The organism is Corallococcus caeni (assembly GCF_036245865.1).
GTDB lineage: Bacteria > Myxococcota > Myxococcia > Myxococcales > Myxococcaceae > Corallococcus > Corallococcus caeni.
On the sequence record NZ_BTTW01000007.1, the window covers coordinates 363,908 to 379,855 of the forward strand.

At 70.1% G+C, this 15,948-nt stretch carries 15 protein-coding genes and 1 tRNA gene; 13 read left to right on the forward strand and 3 right to left on the reverse strand.

Going from position 1 to position 15,948, the window contains the following annotated elements:
• The first annotated feature begins 59 nt into the window (after nucleotides 1-59).
• Genes AABA78_RS28545 through AABA78_RS28555 form a run of 3 tightly spaced genes read left to right on the forward strand, consistent with a single transcriptional unit; the run spans nucleotide 60 to nucleotide 4,134 of the window.
• Nucleotides 60-1,814: a hypothetical protein gene (locus AABA78_RS28545; RefSeq protein WP_338267755.1), complete on the forward strand. Its 1,755-nt coding sequence runs from the start codon at nucleotides 60-62 to the stop codon at nucleotides 1,812-1,814.
• A gap of 48 nt (nucleotides 1,815-1,862) precedes the next feature.
• Nucleotides 1,863-3,209 (forward strand): sigma-54 interaction domain-containing protein, encoded by a 1,347-nt coding sequence (locus AABA78_RS28550; protein WP_338267757.1) that lies wholly within the window; start codon nucleotides 1,863-1,865, stop codon nucleotides 3,207-3,209.
• A gap of 52 nt (nucleotides 3,210-3,261) precedes the next feature.
• Nucleotides 3,262-4,134 carry a MaoC family dehydratase gene (locus tag AABA78_RS28555; protein ID WP_338267760.1) on the forward strand — a complete coding sequence of 291 codons (873 nt, stop codon included), beginning with the start codon at nucleotides 3,262-3,264 and terminating at the stop codon, nucleotides 4,132-4,134.
• A gap of 48 nt (nucleotides 4,135-4,182) precedes the next feature.
• Here the strand turns inward: AABA78_RS28555 and AABA78_RS28560 are convergent, their stop codons facing one another.
• Complete coding sequence (locus AABA78_RS28560; protein ID WP_338267762.1) at nucleotides 4,183-4,644, reverse strand: helix-turn-helix domain-containing protein; 462 nt, start codon at nucleotides 4,642-4,644, stop codon at nucleotides 4,183-4,185.
• Between the two features lie 110 nt (nucleotides 4,645-4,754).
• On the opposite strand from AABA78_RS28560, the gene AABA78_RS28565 reads away from it, so the two are divergent.
• The 6 genes from AABA78_RS28565 (at nucleotide 4,755) to AABA78_RS28590 (ending at nucleotide 10,970) form a co-directional block, all read left to right on the forward strand.
• The gene (locus AABA78_RS28565; RefSeq protein WP_171412763.1) at nucleotides 4,755-5,162 is read left to right on the forward strand and encodes a (deoxy)nucleoside triphosphate pyrophosphohydrolase; all 408 of its coding nucleotides are present in this window, start codon (nucleotides 4,755-4,757) and stop codon (nucleotides 5,160-5,162) included.
• A gap of 29 nt (nucleotides 5,163-5,191) precedes the next feature.
• Entirely contained in the window at nucleotides 5,192-6,118 is a 927-nt protein-coding gene (locus AABA78_RS28570) for a hypothetical protein (protein ID WP_338268043.1), read from the forward strand.
• Between the two features lie 148 nt (nucleotides 6,119-6,266).
• Nucleotides 6,267-8,312: an ATP-dependent zinc metalloprotease FtsH gene (gene ftsH / locus AABA78_RS28575; protein WP_370469489.1), complete on the forward strand. Its 2,046-nt coding sequence runs from the start codon at nucleotides 6,267-6,269 to the stop codon at nucleotides 8,310-8,312.
• A 105-nt stretch (nucleotides 8,313-8,417) separates the two neighbouring features.
• On the forward strand, nucleotides 8,418-8,666 hold the full coding sequence (locus AABA78_RS28580; RefSeq protein ID WP_120527041.1) for an RNA polymerase sigma factor region1.1 domain-containing protein: 249 nt from the start codon (nucleotides 8,418-8,420) through the stop codon (nucleotides 8,664-8,666).
• Between the two features lie 84 nt (nucleotides 8,667-8,750).
• Nucleotides 8,751-9,341, forward strand: coding sequence for a nucleotide exchange factor GrpE (locus tag AABA78_RS28585; RefSeq protein ID WP_338267765.1), 591 nt, complete (start codon nucleotides 8,751-8,753; stop codon nucleotides 9,339-9,341).
• Between the two features lie 93 nt (nucleotides 9,342-9,434).
• Entirely contained in the window at nucleotides 9,435-10,970 is a 1,536-nt protein-coding gene (locus AABA78_RS28590; RefSeq protein WP_338267767.1) for a trypsin-like peptidase domain-containing protein, read from the forward strand.
• A 9-nt stretch (nucleotides 10,971-10,979) separates the two neighbouring features.
• Here the strand turns inward: AABA78_RS28590 and AABA78_RS28595 are convergent, their stop codons facing one another.
• A complete protein-coding gene (locus tag AABA78_RS28595) occupies nucleotides 10,980-11,615 on the reverse strand; it encodes a DUF6066 family protein (RefSeq protein ID WP_338267769.1) in 636 nt (211 codons plus the stop codon).
• Between the two features lie 199 nt (nucleotides 11,616-11,814).
• Between AABA78_RS28595 and AABA78_RS28600 the strand changes: the two genes are divergently transcribed.
• A complete protein-coding gene (locus AABA78_RS28600) occupies nucleotides 11,815-12,174 on the forward strand; it encodes a PilZ domain-containing protein (protein WP_120555309.1) in 360 nt (119 codons plus the stop codon).
• A gap of 82 nt (nucleotides 12,175-12,256) precedes the next feature.
• On the opposite strand, the gene AABA78_RS28605 is transcribed toward AABA78_RS28600, so the two are convergent.
• Nucleotides 12,257-13,807, reverse strand: coding sequence for a Glu/Leu/Phe/Val dehydrogenase dimerization domain-containing protein (locus AABA78_RS28605; RefSeq protein WP_171412767.1), 1,551 nt, complete (start codon nucleotides 13,805-13,807; stop codon nucleotides 12,257-12,259).
• 298 nt (nucleotides 13,808-14,105) lie between these two features.
• Here AABA78_RS28605 and AABA78_RS28610 point away from each other — a divergent pair.
• From AABA78_RS28610 to AABA78_RS28620, 3 genes are all read left to right on the forward strand, one after another.
• A tRNA-Thr gene (locus AABA78_RS28610) sits at nucleotides 14,106-14,181 on the forward strand.
• A gap of 67 nt (nucleotides 14,182-14,248) precedes the next feature.
• Nucleotides 14,249-15,598 carry a SitA5 family polymorphic toxin gene (gene sitA5, locus AABA78_RS28615; RefSeq protein WP_440588514.1) on the forward strand — a complete coding sequence of 450 codons (1,350 nt, stop codon included), beginning with the start codon at nucleotides 14,249-14,251 and terminating at the stop codon, nucleotides 15,596-15,598.
• Nucleotides 15,595-15,945 carry a DUF2019 domain-containing protein gene (locus AABA78_RS28620; RefSeq protein ID WP_338267776.1) on the forward strand — a complete coding sequence of 117 codons (351 nt, stop codon included), beginning with the start codon at nucleotides 15,595-15,597 and terminating at the stop codon, nucleotides 15,943-15,945. Before sitA5 ends, AABA78_RS28620 begins: the two co-directional genes overlap by 4 nt.
• Nucleotides 15,946-15,948: the final 3 nt, after the last annotated feature.

A 15,948-nucleotide genomic window follows, 5' to 3' on the forward strand; every position in this document is an offset into this window, starting at 1 on the left:
GGCATGCCTCCACGCGCGCAGCGTCGCGCGTGTCTCCAGGGAAGACAGAGGCATTCATCATGAAGACTTCGTTGCGTGCGGCGTGGGCCCTCCTGGGCCTGGCCGTCACGGCCGGACTGGGTGCGTGTGGCGAGGGCTCCGGCATGAACGCCGAGCACCGCCTGGTGTCGTCCTCCGATGAGCCCGTCCTCGCGCAGCAGACGTCGGCGCTGTCGGACACGCTGGAGCAGTACGCGGCCAAGTGCGACGCGGCCATCGGCGCGACGGTGCCGGACTTCAACTGCGAGCTGGGCACGGTCGTCCCGACGACGAACCACGTCAACGGCAAGTGTGACCGGCCCAACCGGCTCAACCAGCAGTGTGATCCGGGCAGCCGCTTCCAGGTGCTGAAGGACACGGCGGACGTGTCCATCGTCGCGCATTGCCGCAAGCAGGGGAACGCGGCGAACTACTACGGCGACATCGCCGTCATCCAGACGAACAAGAAGAACGGCGCCACCTGCTTCTACCAGGCGCTGGGCGTACTCTACGGCGCGGACGTGAAGGCCCCCTCCAAGGGCACGGGCGCGTGGAGCTGGAAGACGCCCGCGGACACGGCGTCCATCCGGTGCGTGCGCTGCCATGACAACGGGGCGCTCATCCGCTCGCCGTACCTGACGCAGGTGACGGGCGTGAACAAGCTGCCGGGCGCGGGGGACTTCGGCTTCAACCACGACCAGCCCTACCGCTTCATCGGCGCGGACTTCGCGACGTGGAAGGCCTACAAGGTGGAGGTCGCCGGCAACGTGTGCCTGGGCTGCCACCGCATGGGCACGAACAACCAGCTGGGCTACGACGACGGCGTGGCGCTGGACCTGGGCGTCCGCGCGACCGCGACGTCGGAGGTGGCGAAGAACCCGCACTCGCCCGCGTCCCCCATCTGGATGATGCCGGGCTCCACGTACTACGACGCGAACAACGCGAGCGCCGCCGCCGCGATCCGCGCCTGCGCGCTGCGCCGCAACGAGGTGCCGCTGCCCAACACCTCCGCGTGCCGCATCACCCAGTACACGGACGTGGGCGTCCCCAACCTCCCGGGCACCTTCACCGCCGTCTGGGAGCCGGGCACGCAGTCGGAGCTCCAGGCCTACGCCCGCACCTATACGGAGTACCGCGAGAAGTATGATCAGCTCTGGTCGCAGGGCTGGCGCCTGCACACGCTGCAGCCGTACGTGGTGGGCACGCAGGTGTACTACAACGCCGTCTGGCGCCCGGGCACCGAGGGCGAGCTCCAGCTCTACGGCGCCTCGTACACGGCCTTCCGGGCGAAGTACGACGAGCTGTGGCCGCAGGGCTGGCGCCTGAAGATCCTCCAGCCGTACGTGGTGAACGGGCAGACGTACTACACGGCCGTCTGGCGCCCGAGCACGGAGGGCGAGATCCAGCTCTACGGCGCGACGTATGCGTCCTACCGCTCGACGTACGACTCGCTCTGGCCGCAGGGCTGGCGCCTGAAGCTGCTCCAGCCGTACGTGGTGAACGGGCTGACGTACTACACGGCCGTCTGGCGCCCGAGCACCGAGGGCGAGGTCCAGGTCTACGGCGTCACGTACGCGTCCTACCGCGCGACGTATGACTCGCTCTGGCCGCAGGGCTGGCGCCTGAAGCTGCTGGAGCCGTACGTGGTGAACGGCCAGACGCTCTACACGGCGGTGTGGCGCCCGAGCACCGCGAGCGAGTTGCAGCTGTACGACTCGGACTACAGCGGCTACCGCGGCCGCTACGACGAGCTGTGGCCGCAGGGCTGGCGCCTGAAGATCCTCCGCGCCTACTGAAGCGCGGTCCACCACACGCCACCGGTCCCGGGGGGAGCCGTGTCCTCAATGAACCTGTCGAACGAGGAGTCCGCCGTGTCGCGTTTCCACTGCGAGCTGAAGCTGGAGCAGAAGGGGGCGCACGCGCGGGCCCCGGGTGAACGTCAGGGGACGTTCGTGGACGGGGTCCGGTGGCGTCAGTCGAGAGCACGGGGGCGGAGCGGCTCCGCGGGGGGGCAACCGCCCGCGCGGCACGACGCGGAGGCCGTCGCGCCCGAACGAAGGCAGCCCCTCACGGGCATCGGGCCGGGCCACGAGGAGGCCCTGTCCGCGCACGACCTGCAGTCCGGTTCCGGGTACGCCGAGGCCTCCGCTGGACACCGGATGCAGGCCGAGCCGTTGCACGCGGAGGCCTCACCGGAGCTGACGAACGACGCAGGACCGGTGGCGCCGCCGGAGCGGGCGACCTTCGGAGACCTGGTGGCCACGTCCGTCGCGACGCGGGCCAGCTTCGAGCGGATGGCGTGCGCGGCGGCGTGCAGCGCCACGGTGCTGCTGGAAGGGGAGACGGGCACCGGCAAGAGCCGCGCGGCGCAGGCCATCCACCGCTCCGGGGCCCGCGCGAACGCGCCCTTCCTCGTCGTGGACTGCGGCGCGCTCCCGGCCAACCTCCTGGAGAGCGAGCTGTTCGGCCACGAGAAGGGGGCCTTCACCGGCGCCATCCAGCGGCGCGTGGGCGCCTTCGAGGAGGCCGACGGCGGCACCATCTTCCTGGACGAGATTGGCGAGCTGCCCGCCGAGCTCCAGCCGAAGCTCCTCCGCGTGCTGGAGAACCGGGAGATCCGCCGCCTGGGCTCCAACACGTACCAGCCGGTCAACGTGCGGGTCATCGCGGCCACGCACCGCGACCTGCGCCAGGAGGTCCAGGAGGGCCGCTTCCGCGCGGACCTCTACTTCCGCCTCGCGGTGGTGGGCATCTCCATTCCGTCACTGCGCGAGCGCACGGAGGACATCCCGTTCATCGTCGAGCGCATCCTCGCGGGGCTGGGCGCCACGCCCGAGCAACAGGCGAAGCTCACCACGCCGGACTTCCTCGCGCGGCTCCAGCGCGCCGCCTGGCCGGGCAACGTGCGCGAGCTGCGCAACCACCTGGAGCGCTGCCTCGTCTTCCAGGACGCGCTGCCGCCCACCGAGCCCGATGCCACGAATCCCCTGGCTCCCACGGGTTCTCGCACGGTGGACCCGTCGCTGACGTACGCGGAGGCACGGCGCCGGGCGCTGGAGAACTTCGAGCGCGACTACGTCGAAGCGCTCCTCAAGCTGCACGGAGGCAAGGTGTCCCGGGCCGCCGCCGCCGCGGACATGGACCGCGTCTACCTGTACCGGCTCCTGCGCAGACACGGCCTCAAGAGCTGACGCGCTCACAAAACCCACGCGCGGCGCGGACAGGTGTCGGAGAATCCGCCGCATGTCCGCTCCCATCCTCGACCTGCACGCGCTCCCGTCGATGCCCGCCACGCTCCTGCGCGCGGCGCTGCCCTTCGGGAAGTCCCGGGGCGGCACCGCGCTGCCGGACCTGACGCTGCGGGCGCACGGCTGCCGTGCCTCGCCCGTGCTGCTGGAGCGCTACCGCGCCGCGTGCGGCTTCGACGCCGACGGCTTCCTGCCGCTCACGTATCCGCAGGTGCTCGCGACGCCGCTGCACCTGCGGCTCCTGGGCCTGCCCGACTTCCCGTACTCCGCGCTGGGCATCGTGCACGTGCGCAACCACCTCCAGCAGCACCGCCGCCTGCCGGACACCGCCGCGCTCACCGTGGCCTGCCGCTTCGACGGCCAGCGTGAGGTGCCCGCCGGCCACGAGTTCGACATCCAGACGCGCGTGGAGGCCCAGGACTCGGGCGAGCTGCTGTGGGAGGCCGTCAGCACCATGCTGCGCCGCCACGCCCCCCGGAAGGACAGGGACGGCACGCGCAAGGCCCCGCCTCCCGAGGACACCCGCTTCGCGTCCAGCCGCCCCGCGTCCTGGAGCATCCCCGCCGACACCGGGCGCCGCTACGCGCGGGCCTCCGGCGACTTCAACCCCATCCACCTCACCGCCGTCACCGCGAAGCCCTTCGGCTTCCCGCGCGCCATCGCGCACGGCATGTGGACGCTCGCGAGGTGCGTGGCGGAGCTGGGGGAGGCGGCCCAGGCGGACGCGCTGCGCCTGGACTGCGACTTCAAGAAGCCCCTGCTGCTGCCCTCCCGGGTGACGTTCCAGACGGCTCGCGAGTCCGCGGGCGTGGCGTTCCGGGTGCTGTCGGAGGAGGGGAAGCCGCACCTCGTGGGGCGGCTGGGCTAGAGGAACGGGCGACGCGCCGGCGGGCCGCAGAGGGGCCCGCCAGCCGCGTCAGTCACTCAGCTCCGGGAGGTCCGGCAGGCTGTCCGGGTCCAGCTTCATCAGGGCGCACAGCCGGCTCAGCGTGGGGATGGTGGGGACCATCACCCCTCGCTCGACGCGGGCCAGGACTTCCACGCCCAGTTCCAGATGCTCCGCGACTTCCTCCATGGAGAGCCCCGCCTGCTGCCGCGCTGCCTTCAGCGCGGCGCCAAGCGCTTCGGCCCGCTCTCTCCGACTCTGTGTCATCCCCCGAGCATGGCGCCATCCGGCCCTCTCGTCACTTGAATCCCACACGCCCCCCTCGTGGACGGCGGCCCGGCCGGGGAGCGCCTCCCCGGGACGTGAAGTCCCCAACAGCCCGCTCCCCCCGGGGTCCAGGCTTCCGCCAGCCCTTGCTGATCCCCGGCGCCACGGCCCCGGACCGCGGCCTCCGGGACGGGGCCGGGTGGGGTGGCCACGCGTCCCGGGCATGCGCACGCTGCTCCCTGAGGAGGGGCCTTGCGCATTGGCGCCGGGCAGGGGCTGTGTTACGCCGCCGCACCCCGACTTCCATCTTTGGGACTCCAATCGAGGAGAAGTGAATGACCCGTCGTCACGTGCGCGTCGTCGGCGCGATGCTCCAGAACGAGATGGGTCGCTACCTCATCACCCAGCGTCCTCCCACCGCGTCGCTGCCCCTGCTGTGGGAGTTCCCGGGCGGCCGGGTGGAGGAGGGGGAGCACGACGCGGTGGCGCTCGCCCGCGAGCTCCAGGAGGAGATGGGGGTCCGCATCGAGGTGCTCGAGCAGGTCATGCACACGCACCACGAGTACCCGACCTACGACATCGACTTCCGCGTGTTCCGCTGCCGCCTGAGCGACCCGGACGCGGAGATCCACCACCTGCGCGTGCATGACCACCGCTGGGTGGCGCTGGAGGAGATGGGCCAGTACCGCTTCCCCGATGCGGACGCCAAGACGCTGGCCCGGCTGCTGGACCTGGATCACTGACCGTGCGCCGCTCGACCGTGCGCTCCGCCATGCGCTTCGCCGCCGCCGCGGGCCTCCTGCTGTCCGTCGCCTGCTCCAGCTCCCGCCCCACGCCCACCGGCAACACCGCCCCGGACGCCGGCCTGCGGCAGGTGCCCGCCACGGGGCTCGAGGGCTGCCTGCTGTACACGGACGGCCACCAGACGGGCGCCGTGCCCCGCCAGGTCCCGGAGCTGTCCGGGCTGGCCGCCAGCCAGAAGCACCCCGGCATCTTCTGGGGACACAACGACTCCAACAACGCTTTCGAGCTGTTCGCCCTGGACGAGAAGGGCGCGGTGAAGGCCACGCTCACGCTCACCGGCGCGGATCCGCGCGACATCGAGGACGTCGCCGTGGGCCCGTGCGCGCCGGGCGGCAAGCAGACCTGCATCTTCCTGGCGGACACCGGCGACAACTTCGAGCGCCGCAAGGAGGTGCGCCTGTTCCGGCTGCCCGAGCCCGCGGCCGTGGAGAACGCCACGCTCCCGGTGGAGACGCTGCTCTTCACCTACGAGGACGGTCCCCACGACGCCGAGTCGCTCATCGTCGACGACCGCTCCGGCCAGGTGGGCGTGCTCACGAAGACGCGCGCATCGCTGGGCGACCTGTACGCGGTGGAGGGGCTGAAGCCCGGCGCCACGGGCAGGGCGCGCAAGCTGGGCACCCTGCGCGTGCCGGACGACGTGGACCGCCTGGCCACCGCGGCCGCCCTGCACCCCTCCGGCCAGCGCCTGCTGGTGCGCACGTACACCCGCGTGTGGGAGCTGCGCCGCCCGGACGCGAAGCGGCTGGAGGACTTCGTCCAGGCGCAGGTGGTGGAGGTGCCGGGCGCCAGCCAGGCCCAGGCGGAGGCCGTGACGTTCCTCCAGGACGGCCGCGGCTACCTGTTGGGCAGTGAGTTCGCGGGCGAGCCCCTGGTCCGCGTCGACTGCCGCTGATCGGACAGTCGGGCCCGCGTTCGTTGTCGTCCTGTCACGCCCTGCGGTTGACGGCTTGGCGGGGGTGACCATCTTTGGCCGGCTGAGGGAACCGTCATACGACATGGTGTCGTCTGTACGGGGGAGGGGGAGGGCGAGCGTGCCGACGATGAAGCCACAGGACCTGCCGCCGGGGATGGGCCCGCGCGGAAAGAAGAGCGACAAGCCAACACCCACGAAAGGTGGGTTCAAGTTCGGCTCACCACTGGGCTACATCCTCCTGCTCGTCCTGGGGTTCCTGCTGTTCCGGAACGTGTTTCAGGACGCGGGCGTGCGCCGGGTGTCGTACAGCCAACTGCGCGACGCGGTGGAGAACAACCAGTTCAGCCGTGTGCAGATTTCAAACGAGTGGGTGAAGGGCTTCCTCAAGGAGAACGCCCAGCCGCCTCCGGGCGAGCGAGGCACGCTGCGCAGCGAGCCCAGCGCCCTGCCGTGGATGGCCTACCGCGTCCCTGGTGACGAGGGCCTGGTGCCCCTCCTGGAGCAGAAGGGCATCCAGTTCGAGGCCGTCCCGCAGTCCAGCTTCAGTGAGGTGTTGTGGATCTGGCTCATCCCGATGGGCCTGCTCATCCTCTTCTGGAGCTTCATGATGCGCCGGATGTCCGGCGGCATGGGCCAGGGCCCGCAGAGCGTCATGTCCTTTGGCAAGACGCGCGCGAAGGTCCAGGCGGAGAACGACACCGGCGTGGGCTTCAAGGACGTGGCCGGCGTGGACGAGGCCGTGGACGAGCTCCGCGAAATCGTCGAGTTCCTCAAGACGCCGGAGAAGTTCCGCCGTCTGGGTGGCCGCATCCCCAAGGGCGTGCTGCTCGTGGGCCCTCCGGGCACGGGCAAGACGCTCTTGGCCCGGGCCGTGGCGGGTGAAGCGGGCGTGCCCTTCTTCAACCTCTCCGGTTCGGAGTTCGTGGAGATGTTCGTGGGCGTCGGCGCGGCCCGTGTCCGCGACCTCTTCGCCCAGGCCACCGCGAAGGCGCCGTGCATCATCTTCATCGACGAGCTGGACGCCATCGGCAAGAGCCGCAACTCGGGCGTGGCCGGCGGCCACGACGAGCGTGAGCAGACGCTCAACCAGCTGCTCGCGGAGATGGACGGCTTCGACAGCCGCGCGGGCCTCATCATCCTGGCGGCGACGAACCGCCCGGAGATTTTGGACAGCGCGCTGATGCGCCCGGGCCGCTTCGACCGGCAGGTGCTGGTGGACCGCCCGGACAAGCGCGGCCGCGAGCGCGTGCTGGAGATCCACGCCAAGGGCGTGAAGCTGTCCTCCGACGTGGACCTCAAGGTGATTGCGTCGCGCACGCCGGGCTTCGCTGGCGCGGACCTGGCCAACGTGGTGAACGAGGCGGCGCTGCTGGCCGCGCGCAAGAACCGCGACGCGGTGATGCGGGCGGACTTCGAGGAGGCCATCGAGCGCGTGGTGGCGGGCCTGGAGAAGAAGAACCGCCGCATGAACGAGCGCGAGAAGGAGATCGTCGCGCACCACGAGGCGGGCCACGCGGTGGTGGGCTGGATGCTGCCCTACGCGGAGCGGGTGACGAAGGTGTCCATCATCCCGCGAGGCCTGGCGGCGCTGGGCTACACCATGTCGCTGCCCCTGGAGGACCGCTACCTCATGTCGCTGGACGAGCTGCGCGACAAGATGGCGGGCATGATGGGCGGCCGCGCGGCGGAGGAGATCTTCATCGGCGAGGTGTCCACCGGCGCGTCCAACGACATCAAGCAGGCGACGGAGATCGCCAAGATGATGGTCCGCGACTACGGCATGAGCACGCTGGGGCCGGTGGCGCTGAGCGGTGAGCAGGGGCCGGGCTTCCTCCGGTCCGCGGGCCTGCCGGAGTCGCGCACGTACTCCGAGCAGACGGCGCGGATGATCGACGAGGAGGTCCGCAAGATGGTCTCCGAGGCGCTCGACCGGGCCCGGGAGGTCCTCCACACCAACCGCGACAAGGTGGAGGCCCTGGCGGCGCGGCTCCTGGCGACGGAGGTCATCGAGGAGGAGGCGATGATCGCCATCCTGGGGCCCAAGGTGCAGGCGCAGCGCGGCCTGCTCCACCCGGAGGCCCGCACGGTCATCTCCGCGCACCCCGTGGGCGGCACGGAGTCCGAGCCGACCGTCCCGCCGACGCAGCACGCGGAAGGCAAGCTCGACTCGTAGGCTGAGCCTGCCTGCCCTCCGGGCAGCCCTTCGCCCACCGGATCCACCGCCAGCCTGCGGTGGCCGGTGGGCGAAATTACTTTCCAACGACAAGGAGGCGTCGCCGTGGAGAACCGGATCGGAAAGAGCTACGTCGCGCGGAAAGCGTTGTTCGCCAAGGGCCTGAAGGACGGCCGGCTCACGGTGCAGGAGATCGAGGAGGCGCTGCCCCCGGGGACGCTGACGGCCGCCGAGCGGTGGCTCCTCTACTACTCCCTTCGTGCCGCCCAGGTGGAGATCATCGACGAGGTGACGGGACAGGTGGATCACGGCTTCATGGCGGAAGCGCCGCCGGCGGCCCCGTCCAACCACTAGGCGCGTTGACAGGGCCGCCCTCGCGGTTACGTTCGCGCCGCTCATCGAGGTCCGCTTCTTCCAACCCCTGGCGCAGGTTCGACAATGGACGGCAATCCCCGCAGCGACGAGACCCCGGAGACGCAGGCCCCCGCCGACAGTGAGGCGGAGGGCGCGTCCGCCGACACGCAGGCCGAGGCCGCCCAGGATGGCGAGGTGGCGCGGCTCCAGGCGGAGCTGGAGGCGTCGCGCCGCCGGGTGAACGAGCTGGCCCGGGGGCTCCAGGACCTCACCAAGGACCGGGAGGAGTTCAAGCAGCGCATCACCCGCGAGCGCGAGCGGATGCTCGACGTGGAGCGCGGCAACGTGGCCCGCACGCTGCTGGAGGCCATCGACGAGCTGGACCTGGTGCTGGCCAACAGCCAGCAGGACACGTCGCCCCTGGTGCAGGGCGTGCGGATGATCCGCGACAGCCTGCTGTCCAAGGCCCAGGCCACCGGCATCGAGCGCCTCCAGGTGGTGGGGCGCCCGTATGATCCGAACGTCGCCGAGGCGGCGGACATGGAGGTGACCCCGGTGGAGGGAGACGACCAGAAGGTGGTCGCCGAGTTCCGCGCGGGCTACCGCCTGAAGGACCGCATCATCCGCCCCGCCCGGGTGAAGGTGGCCCGGTACGTGGCCCCGGCCCAGGCCTGAGAAGTCCCTCCTGCCCGCGTCCCGGGGAGCCCCAGGGCTCCGGTGTCGCGGCCGGGAAGGCCGGGGGCCGCCGGTCTGTTGGGCCCTGACGCCATGGCCCGCCGTGTAAGCTGCCGCCCCGTGTCCGTCCGACTGCTCAGCGTCCTGCTCGTGGTGGCGCTCGCCCCGGTGGCGGGAGCCTCCGAGGATCCGCTCACGCCCTGGCTCCAGGCCCGGGTGCGCGAGCACATCGCCTTCTTCGCTTCCCCCCCGCCCGCGACGGCGGACGTCCCCGCCACCGCGGGCATGTCCTCGCTCTGGCGCGAGCGCCCGGCGGGCTACACGGGCCTGCCCCGCTTCACGCCGCCCACGTCGCTGGCGCCGCTCATCCGCGCGGTGGAGGCGGGCGTGGTGAACATCACCACGGTGGGGCCCGGCGCGGTGGCGGGCGCGGTGAAGCGCTCCACCGGCTCCGGCTTCGTGCTGACGCCCGACGGGCTCGTCGTCACCAACAACCACGTCGTCGCCAACGCGCAGGGCCCGGCAGTGTACCCGTCCGGCGTGGGCGTCACGCCCGGCAGGGACGGCCCCCGCGAGGTGCCGGTGCAGCAGGTGTCCGTGCGGCTGGCGGACGGCCGCGAGTTCCCCGCGGACGTGGTGGGCCGCGACGCGTCCACGGACGTGGCGCTCCTGCGGCTCAACGGCGCCGGGCTGGGGACGCTGCCGGCGGTGTACCTGGGCGACTCCGACGCGCTGGAGGTGGGGGACTGGGTGGTGGCCATCGGCAACCCGTTCGGCCTGGACCACTCGGTGGCGCACGGCATGATTTCGGCGAAGGAGCGCGTGCTGGGCGTGGGCCAGTTCGACGACTTCATCCAGACGGACGCGCTCATCAACCCCGGCAACTCCGGTGGGCCCCTCTTCAACATGAAGGGCGAGGTGATTGGCGTGAACACCGCCATCATCAGCGAGGGGCAGGGCATCGGCTTCGCGGTGCCCATCAACCTGGTGAAGGACCTGCTGCCCAACCTGCGGGAGAACGGGAAGCTGGAGCGCGGCTGGCTGGGCGTCGTCATCAACGAGGACGGCGCGGACGCCACCGCCACGGCGCCCGTGGTGAAGGACGTCTACCGCGGCAGCCCCGCCGCCCAGGCGCGCATCCGCCCCGGGGACCGGCTGGTGGCGGTGAACGGCCGGCCCATCGGCAGCTACCTCCAGCTCTTGCGCAAGGTGGCGCTCCTGGCGCCGGGCACGGAGGCGAAGCTGACGCTCTTGCGCGACGGCGGCACCCAGGAGGTGGCGGTGCGGCTCGTCGCCCGGCCCGCGCAGGAGGCCACCGAAGGGCTCTCCAACCGGGGCGGCAGCTCCGCGAACGACCTGGGGCTGGTGCTGCGGGATTTGACGCCGGAGGTGGCGGCGCCCCTGGGCTACGAGGCCTTCCTGGGCGCGCTCGTGTCCGGCGTGGTGCCGCGCAGCCCGGCGGAGCAGGCCGGCCTGCTCGCGGGCGACGTCGTCATGGAGGTGAACCGCCGCCGGGTGAAGGACGCCGCCGGGGTGAGGGCCGCCCTGGAGCGGGGGAGCGCCGGGGCCAGCATCCTCCTGCGCGTGCAGCGGGGCGACGCGCTCCAGTACATCGCCATCGCCCGCTGAACGGCCGCGCTACTTCGCGCCCGCGTCCTTGCCGTTGATCCACAGCCCCAGCTGGTTGCCGGTGCGGCCCTCGGTGACGAGGACGGCCTCGATGCGGGCGTTGACGCCGTAGTTCTTCCCGCCGCCCTTCTTGGGCAGCGTCCACACCGACTGCGGCGTGAAGACGACCTGCGCGCGCACGCCCCGGGCCATGAACATGCGGTTGAACGTGCCGCCGTTCCACATGTCCGGCGCCGTGCCGCTCACCGTGAGGTAGTTCATCACCGGGTTGCCCTGCGCGTCCGTCTTCTTCGGCGCGCCGTGGGACAGCCCGTACTTCCCGCCCGAGAAGAAGGGCGTGATGTTGATGGTGTACTCGTTGGTGCCGGGGTTGAAGTCGCCCGGGGACAGCATGCCCGCGTCGTCCTCGGTGATGATCATGTAGAGGCGCTTGCCCGTGTACTTCTTGCGGAAGGCCTCCGCCTGCTGCTTGCACTGCGGATCCACGAGCGCCCCGTCACACTCGCCCACGTACTTCTCCAGGAAGACCCCCAGGCCGCCCAGGGGCTCGGACTCGTCGCGCAGCTTCGCGAAGCGCGAGTCCACGTCGGCCAGGGCGAGCGTGGGCACAAGGAGGGCAAAGGCGGCGGCCAGGAAGCGATTCACGGCGGGGAACTCCGGAAAAAAGGGGGGGAGGACAGCCCTCGGGATGGTGCCACCGAAGGCCGCTCCGGCGGCAGCGCTTTCCCGTGAAAAGGGACATGGTGCGTCATGGTGCTCCAGGGTGGATGTAGGTGATTATTTGCCTACATCTGGCTACCGTGTAGTTTGCCCCTGTCCCCACCTGTTTCGGAGCCCTCCCCGCATGAACACGCAGCCCCAGGAACGCCGCTCCAATCTGCGCTTCGACAAGATCTTCACCGTGTACCTGTCCACACAGGACGGGATGATGCGGGGCATTGGCCGCAACATCAGCGCGCGGGGCATGTTCATCGAGGTGCGCGACTCGCTGGGGCTGGGCGAGAAGCTGAAGGTGACGTTCGCGGGCGAGGACGGCACGGAGATGACGTGCCTGTGCGAGGTCCGCTACCAGGTGGCGCTGGCCTTTGGCCGCAAGGACGGGCGGCCCGGCAACAGCCGCGGGGTGGGGCTGCGCATCGTGGCGTACGAGACCCTGGATGACGCGCCGCTGCTCCTGGTGGACCGCGAGCGGGTGATGCACTGAGACACCACGGGGCACGGCCCTTCCCCTGTCGAGAGGGAAGACACCGTGCCCCGGGGGGCGCCGCAGGGACTGGACGAACCGGTTACTGCGAGAAGCCTTCCAGCAGGTAGTGGGCCTCGATGCGCTTGAGCGCGAGGATCATCGCGGCGCAGCGGCTGTCCACCGTCCGCCCGATGCAGTACGGGCGGCTGTCGTGCATCTCCGTCTTGCGCGGCTGGTTGCGCGAGATGTCCCGGATGATGCGGTAGTTGCGCTTCATGGCGCGCTCGAGGCGCTGATCGACCTCCGCCTCGCTCCAGCGCTCCATGCGCTTGTTCTGGATCCACTCGTAGTAGGACACCGTCACGCCGCCGGCGTTGGCGATGATGTCCGGGATGAGCTCGATGCCGCGCTTCTGCAGGACGCGGTCGGCCTCCGGGGTGGTGGGGCCGTTGGCGCCTTCCGCGATGAGCTTGACCTTGAGGCGCTCCGCGACGTCCGCGGTGATCTCACCACCCAGGGCGGCGGGGACGAGGATGTCCGCCTGCACGTCCCAGAGGTCCTTCTTCTCGATGCGCTGGGCGCCGGGGAACCCGATGACGGAGCGCTTGAGGTTCTTGGGGTCCGCCACGTAGGCGGCCAGCGCGTTCACGTCGATGCCGTCGCCGTTGAAGATGGTGCCGTCGGCGTCGTTCACCGCGAGCAGGCGCGCGCCCATGTTCCCCAGGATGATGGCGGCGTGGCTGCCCACGTTGCCGAAGCCCTGGAGGACGAAGGTCTTGCCCTTCACGCTCTCGCCGCGGTCGGCGTAGTAGTCCTCGATGCAGAACGCGACGCCCTGGCCGGTGGCCTTGCCGCGGCCCTCGGAGCCGCCGATGCGCACGTCCTTGCCGGTGACGATGCCGCGCAGGTTGTGGCGCTCGCGCTCACCGTCGGAGAACTGGCGGTAGAGCAGCGCCATGATCTCCGGGTTCGTGCCCACGTCCGGCGCCGGGATGTCGATGTTCGGCCCGATGAGGCTCTTGAGCCGGTACATGAAGCGCAGGGTGATGGCCTCCAGCTCCTCGCGGCCGTACTCGCGCGGGTCCAGCTGGATGCCGCCCTTGCCGCCGCCGAACGGCACCTCCGCGATGGCGGTCTTCCAGGTCATCTCCGCGGCGAGCGCCTTGAAGAGGTCCAGGGACACCTCGCGGTGGTAGCGCAGGCCGCCCTTGTAGGGGCCACGGGCCTGGTTGTGCTGGACGCGGTAGGCCTTGAAGCGCTGCGACTCACCGGGGACCAGCTGGTAGACGTGACCGTCCGGCAGGCGCAGGTGGCCGTGGCGGATGGCGACGTCGGAGCCCAGCAGGGCGCGGCCGTTGAGGATCAGGTTGCCGTTGGCCAGGCGCTCCAGGCCGTCCGGGTTGCGCACCTGGGTGACGGGCAGGTCGGCGAAGGACTTGGCCTCCTCGGGGAGGAGGGGGACCAGGCGGTCCTTGAGCTTCGCGGTGACGTAGAAGATGTGCTCGTAGTCGGGCTCTTCGAGCTCCAGACGCACCCGCTTGTCCAGGCCGATGAGATCCGCCGCGAAATTGAAGATCTCCATCGCCTCCGTGTAGATGGTGCGCTTGGGCGTAGGGGCCGGGGCGCGCATGAAAGTCTCTTCGCTGGCCATGATGGAACGTGCTCCTTGAGGGCCCACCCGGATGGGGGCCACTGGGCAAAGCGGCGCCCTTATGAGCACAGGCGCCACGGGAGTTCAACCGCTCTGGCAGCCGACCATTTCTCCAATTTATGGAGAAAAGTCGCGGACTTAGCCGACGCGGTGTGTCACTCCACCGAATGCACCGTGTCATGCGTGTCAGGGCTTCTGGGGGATAGAAGCGGGCATGGGGGAGGGCGCTTGAAAAGGCGCGGAGAAACTCCTTGCCGGGTCCGGATGCGGATGGTACTTACCGCGCCGCTTTCGGTGCGCCGACATAGCTCAGTTGGTAGAGCAACTGATTCGTAATCAGTAGGTCTCCGGTTCAAATCCGGATGTCGGCTCCAAGAAGAAGAAGGCCGGTTGCCCCTGTGGCAGCCGGCCTTTTTCGTTTTCTGGGCTCCGGAGGTCTGCGTGCGGCTGCCGTGGTGGGTGCTGTGCCTCTTCTGGGCGCTGGTCGGGTGTAGCGGCGCGACGAGGGTGGTCCGGCTCGACACGGGGCGCGGTTCGCCGGTCGTGCAGGTGCCTCGCACGGAGCGCGCTGCCGGATTCGTGGTGCTGGATGCGGACGACGTGAAGGAGGCCGTGGCGCGGTTGGGCCAGCGGATCCGTGCGTCGCCGCGTGCTCAGGATGCAGCCCGGCGCCTGTTCGAGGTGGAGCCCCGGAGCGGTTCGTACCTCGTGGACGTGCGGCGCCGTCGCATCACGCCGCTGGGGCCGGGTGAGTCTCTGGCCTCCGAGGCGTCGCTGGCGGACGTTGAGATGACCCGCGCCTACTTGCGTTGGTGCGTGCGGACCGGACGAACGGGCGACTGTCTGGGGCTTCTGAAGGAGAGCCCGGTCATCACTGGAGACGCGCGCTTCGCACTGGCGCTCGCACTGGCGAAGGGGGCGGTGCTGGACGAGCTGTGGGAAGCCGTGAAGGACATGGCGAATCCCGAGGCCCTGGTGCAGGCCGCGCTGTGGACGGCGGCGACCTACGCACTGCTCTGGACCGTGCCGGAGCCCGCGACGAAGGGCGTGGCTGCGGTGCTGACGGCGGCGCTCATCGCCTACGTGGGCATCGACACGTTCTGGGGGCTCATTCAGGGCTTCCAGCGCCTGATGGTCGAGGCGGATGCGGCGCTGACGTTCGATGAACTGCGCGGCGCGGGGGAGCGGTTCGGCAAGGTGATGGGGCGGAACGCGGCGCGGGCCTTCGTGATGCTGGCGACGGCGGCCATTGGAAGCACGGGGGCGTCCCTGGGCGCGAAGCTTCCGGGGCTGCCGGGGGCCGCGCAGGTCGCAGTGAGGGCCGAGGCAGACGCAGGAGTGGTCTACGCGGCGGTCGGCCAGGTTGAGTCCGTGGCCATGGCCGCGGATGGGTTCACGATCGGCCTCGCGCCTGGCGCTGTGGCAATGTCATCGAGTGGCGCGGCGCCCGGCTCTGGCACGCCTGGCTTGAGGGCGTGGAAGTCCTTCAGTGGTTTCAAGAAGGCGATGGGTCCGGCTGGCAACGGGAAGCAGTGGCACCACGTTGTCGAGCAGACTCCTGGGAATGTGCAGCGCTTTGGGCCTGAAGCCCTTCACAACACGGAGAATGTCATTCCACTAGATGAGGCATTGCACCGGCGTGTGAGTGCTTTCTATTCCACCAAGCAGCCTGATGTCACAGGTGCATCAACCCTCACGGTACGCCAGTGGCTGAGCACGCAGTCGTATCAAGCTCAGCGCGACTTCGGCCTGCTATCCATCGAGAATGTTCGAAGAGGCTTGTGGCCATGAAGATGGAAGAGCTCGTCAGTCAGTTCGCGGAGAACGTGGCCGCTCAGACGGATGCAATCTGGCGCGGAGATTCCAAGGCTGGAAACAAGTATGCAAGGAAGTACATCGCCATCTTCGACAAGCTTCGTGCCCACGGCGATACCGGACGCGAGGCGCTGACGGTGTTGTTTGAGCACCCCCGCATGGATGTCCGCGTCATGGTCGCAGCCTACCTTCTTCGCTATCGGACGAAGGACGCCACGGCCGTGCTGAAAGAGGCGGCCAAAGGGGAGGGACTCGTGCCTTTCAAGGCGGGGCAGGCTCTGATGCGCTGGGAAGAAGGCACCTGGTCTCTTGACCCGGAGTAGAGG

What these genes read in the sequence shown, in the direction of transcription:
- AABA78_RS28545 (WP_338267755.1), top strand. Translation starts at nt 60, where the DNA reads ATGAAGACTTCGTTGCGTGCGGCGTGGGCCCTCCTGGGCCTGGCCGTC.
- AABA78_RS28620 (WP_338267776.1), top strand. Translation starts at nt 15,595, where the DNA reads ATGAAGATGGAAGAGCTCGTCAGTCAGTTCGCGGAGAACGTGGCCGCT.
- ftsH (WP_370469489.1), top strand. Translation starts at nt 6,267, where the DNA reads ATGAAGCCACAGGACCTGCCGCCGGGGATGGGCCCGCGCGGAAAGAAG.
- AABA78_RS28550 (WP_338267757.1), top strand. Translation starts at nt 1,863, where the DNA reads ATGAACCTGTCGAACGAGGAGTCCGCCGTGTCGCGTTTCCACTGCGAG.
- AABA78_RS28565 (WP_171412763.1), top strand. Translation starts at nt 4,755, where the DNA reads ATGACCCGTCGTCACGTGCGCGTCGTCGGCGCGATGCTCCAGAACGAG.
- AABA78_RS28560 (WP_338267762.1), bottom strand. Translation starts at nt 4,644, where the DNA reads ATGCCCGGGACGCGTGGCCACCCCACCCGGCCCCGTCCCGGAGGCCGC.
- AABA78_RS28590 (WP_338267767.1), top strand. Translation starts at nt 9,435, where the DNA reads ATGGCCCGCCGTGTAAGCTGCCGCCCCGTGTCCGTCCGACTGCTCAGC.
- AABA78_RS28600 (WP_120555309.1), top strand. Translation starts at nt 11,815, where the DNA reads ATGAACACGCAGCCCCAGGAACGCCGCTCCAATCTGCGCTTCGACAAG.
- AABA78_RS28570 (WP_338268043.1), top strand. Translation starts at nt 5,192, where the DNA reads ATGCGCTTCGCCGCCGCCGCGGGCCTCCTGCTGTCCGTCGCCTGCTCC.
- AABA78_RS28605 (WP_171412767.1), bottom strand. Translation starts at nt 13,807, where the DNA reads ATGGCCAGCGAAGAGACTTTCATGCGCGCCCCGGCCCCTACGCCCAAG.
- AABA78_RS28555 (WP_338267760.1), top strand. Translation starts at nt 3,262, where the DNA reads ATGTCCGCTCCCATCCTCGACCTGCACGCGCTCCCGTCGATGCCCGCC.
- AABA78_RS28585 (WP_338267765.1), top strand. Translation starts at nt 8,751, where the DNA reads ATGGACGGCAATCCCCGCAGCGACGAGACCCCGGAGACGCAGGCCCCC.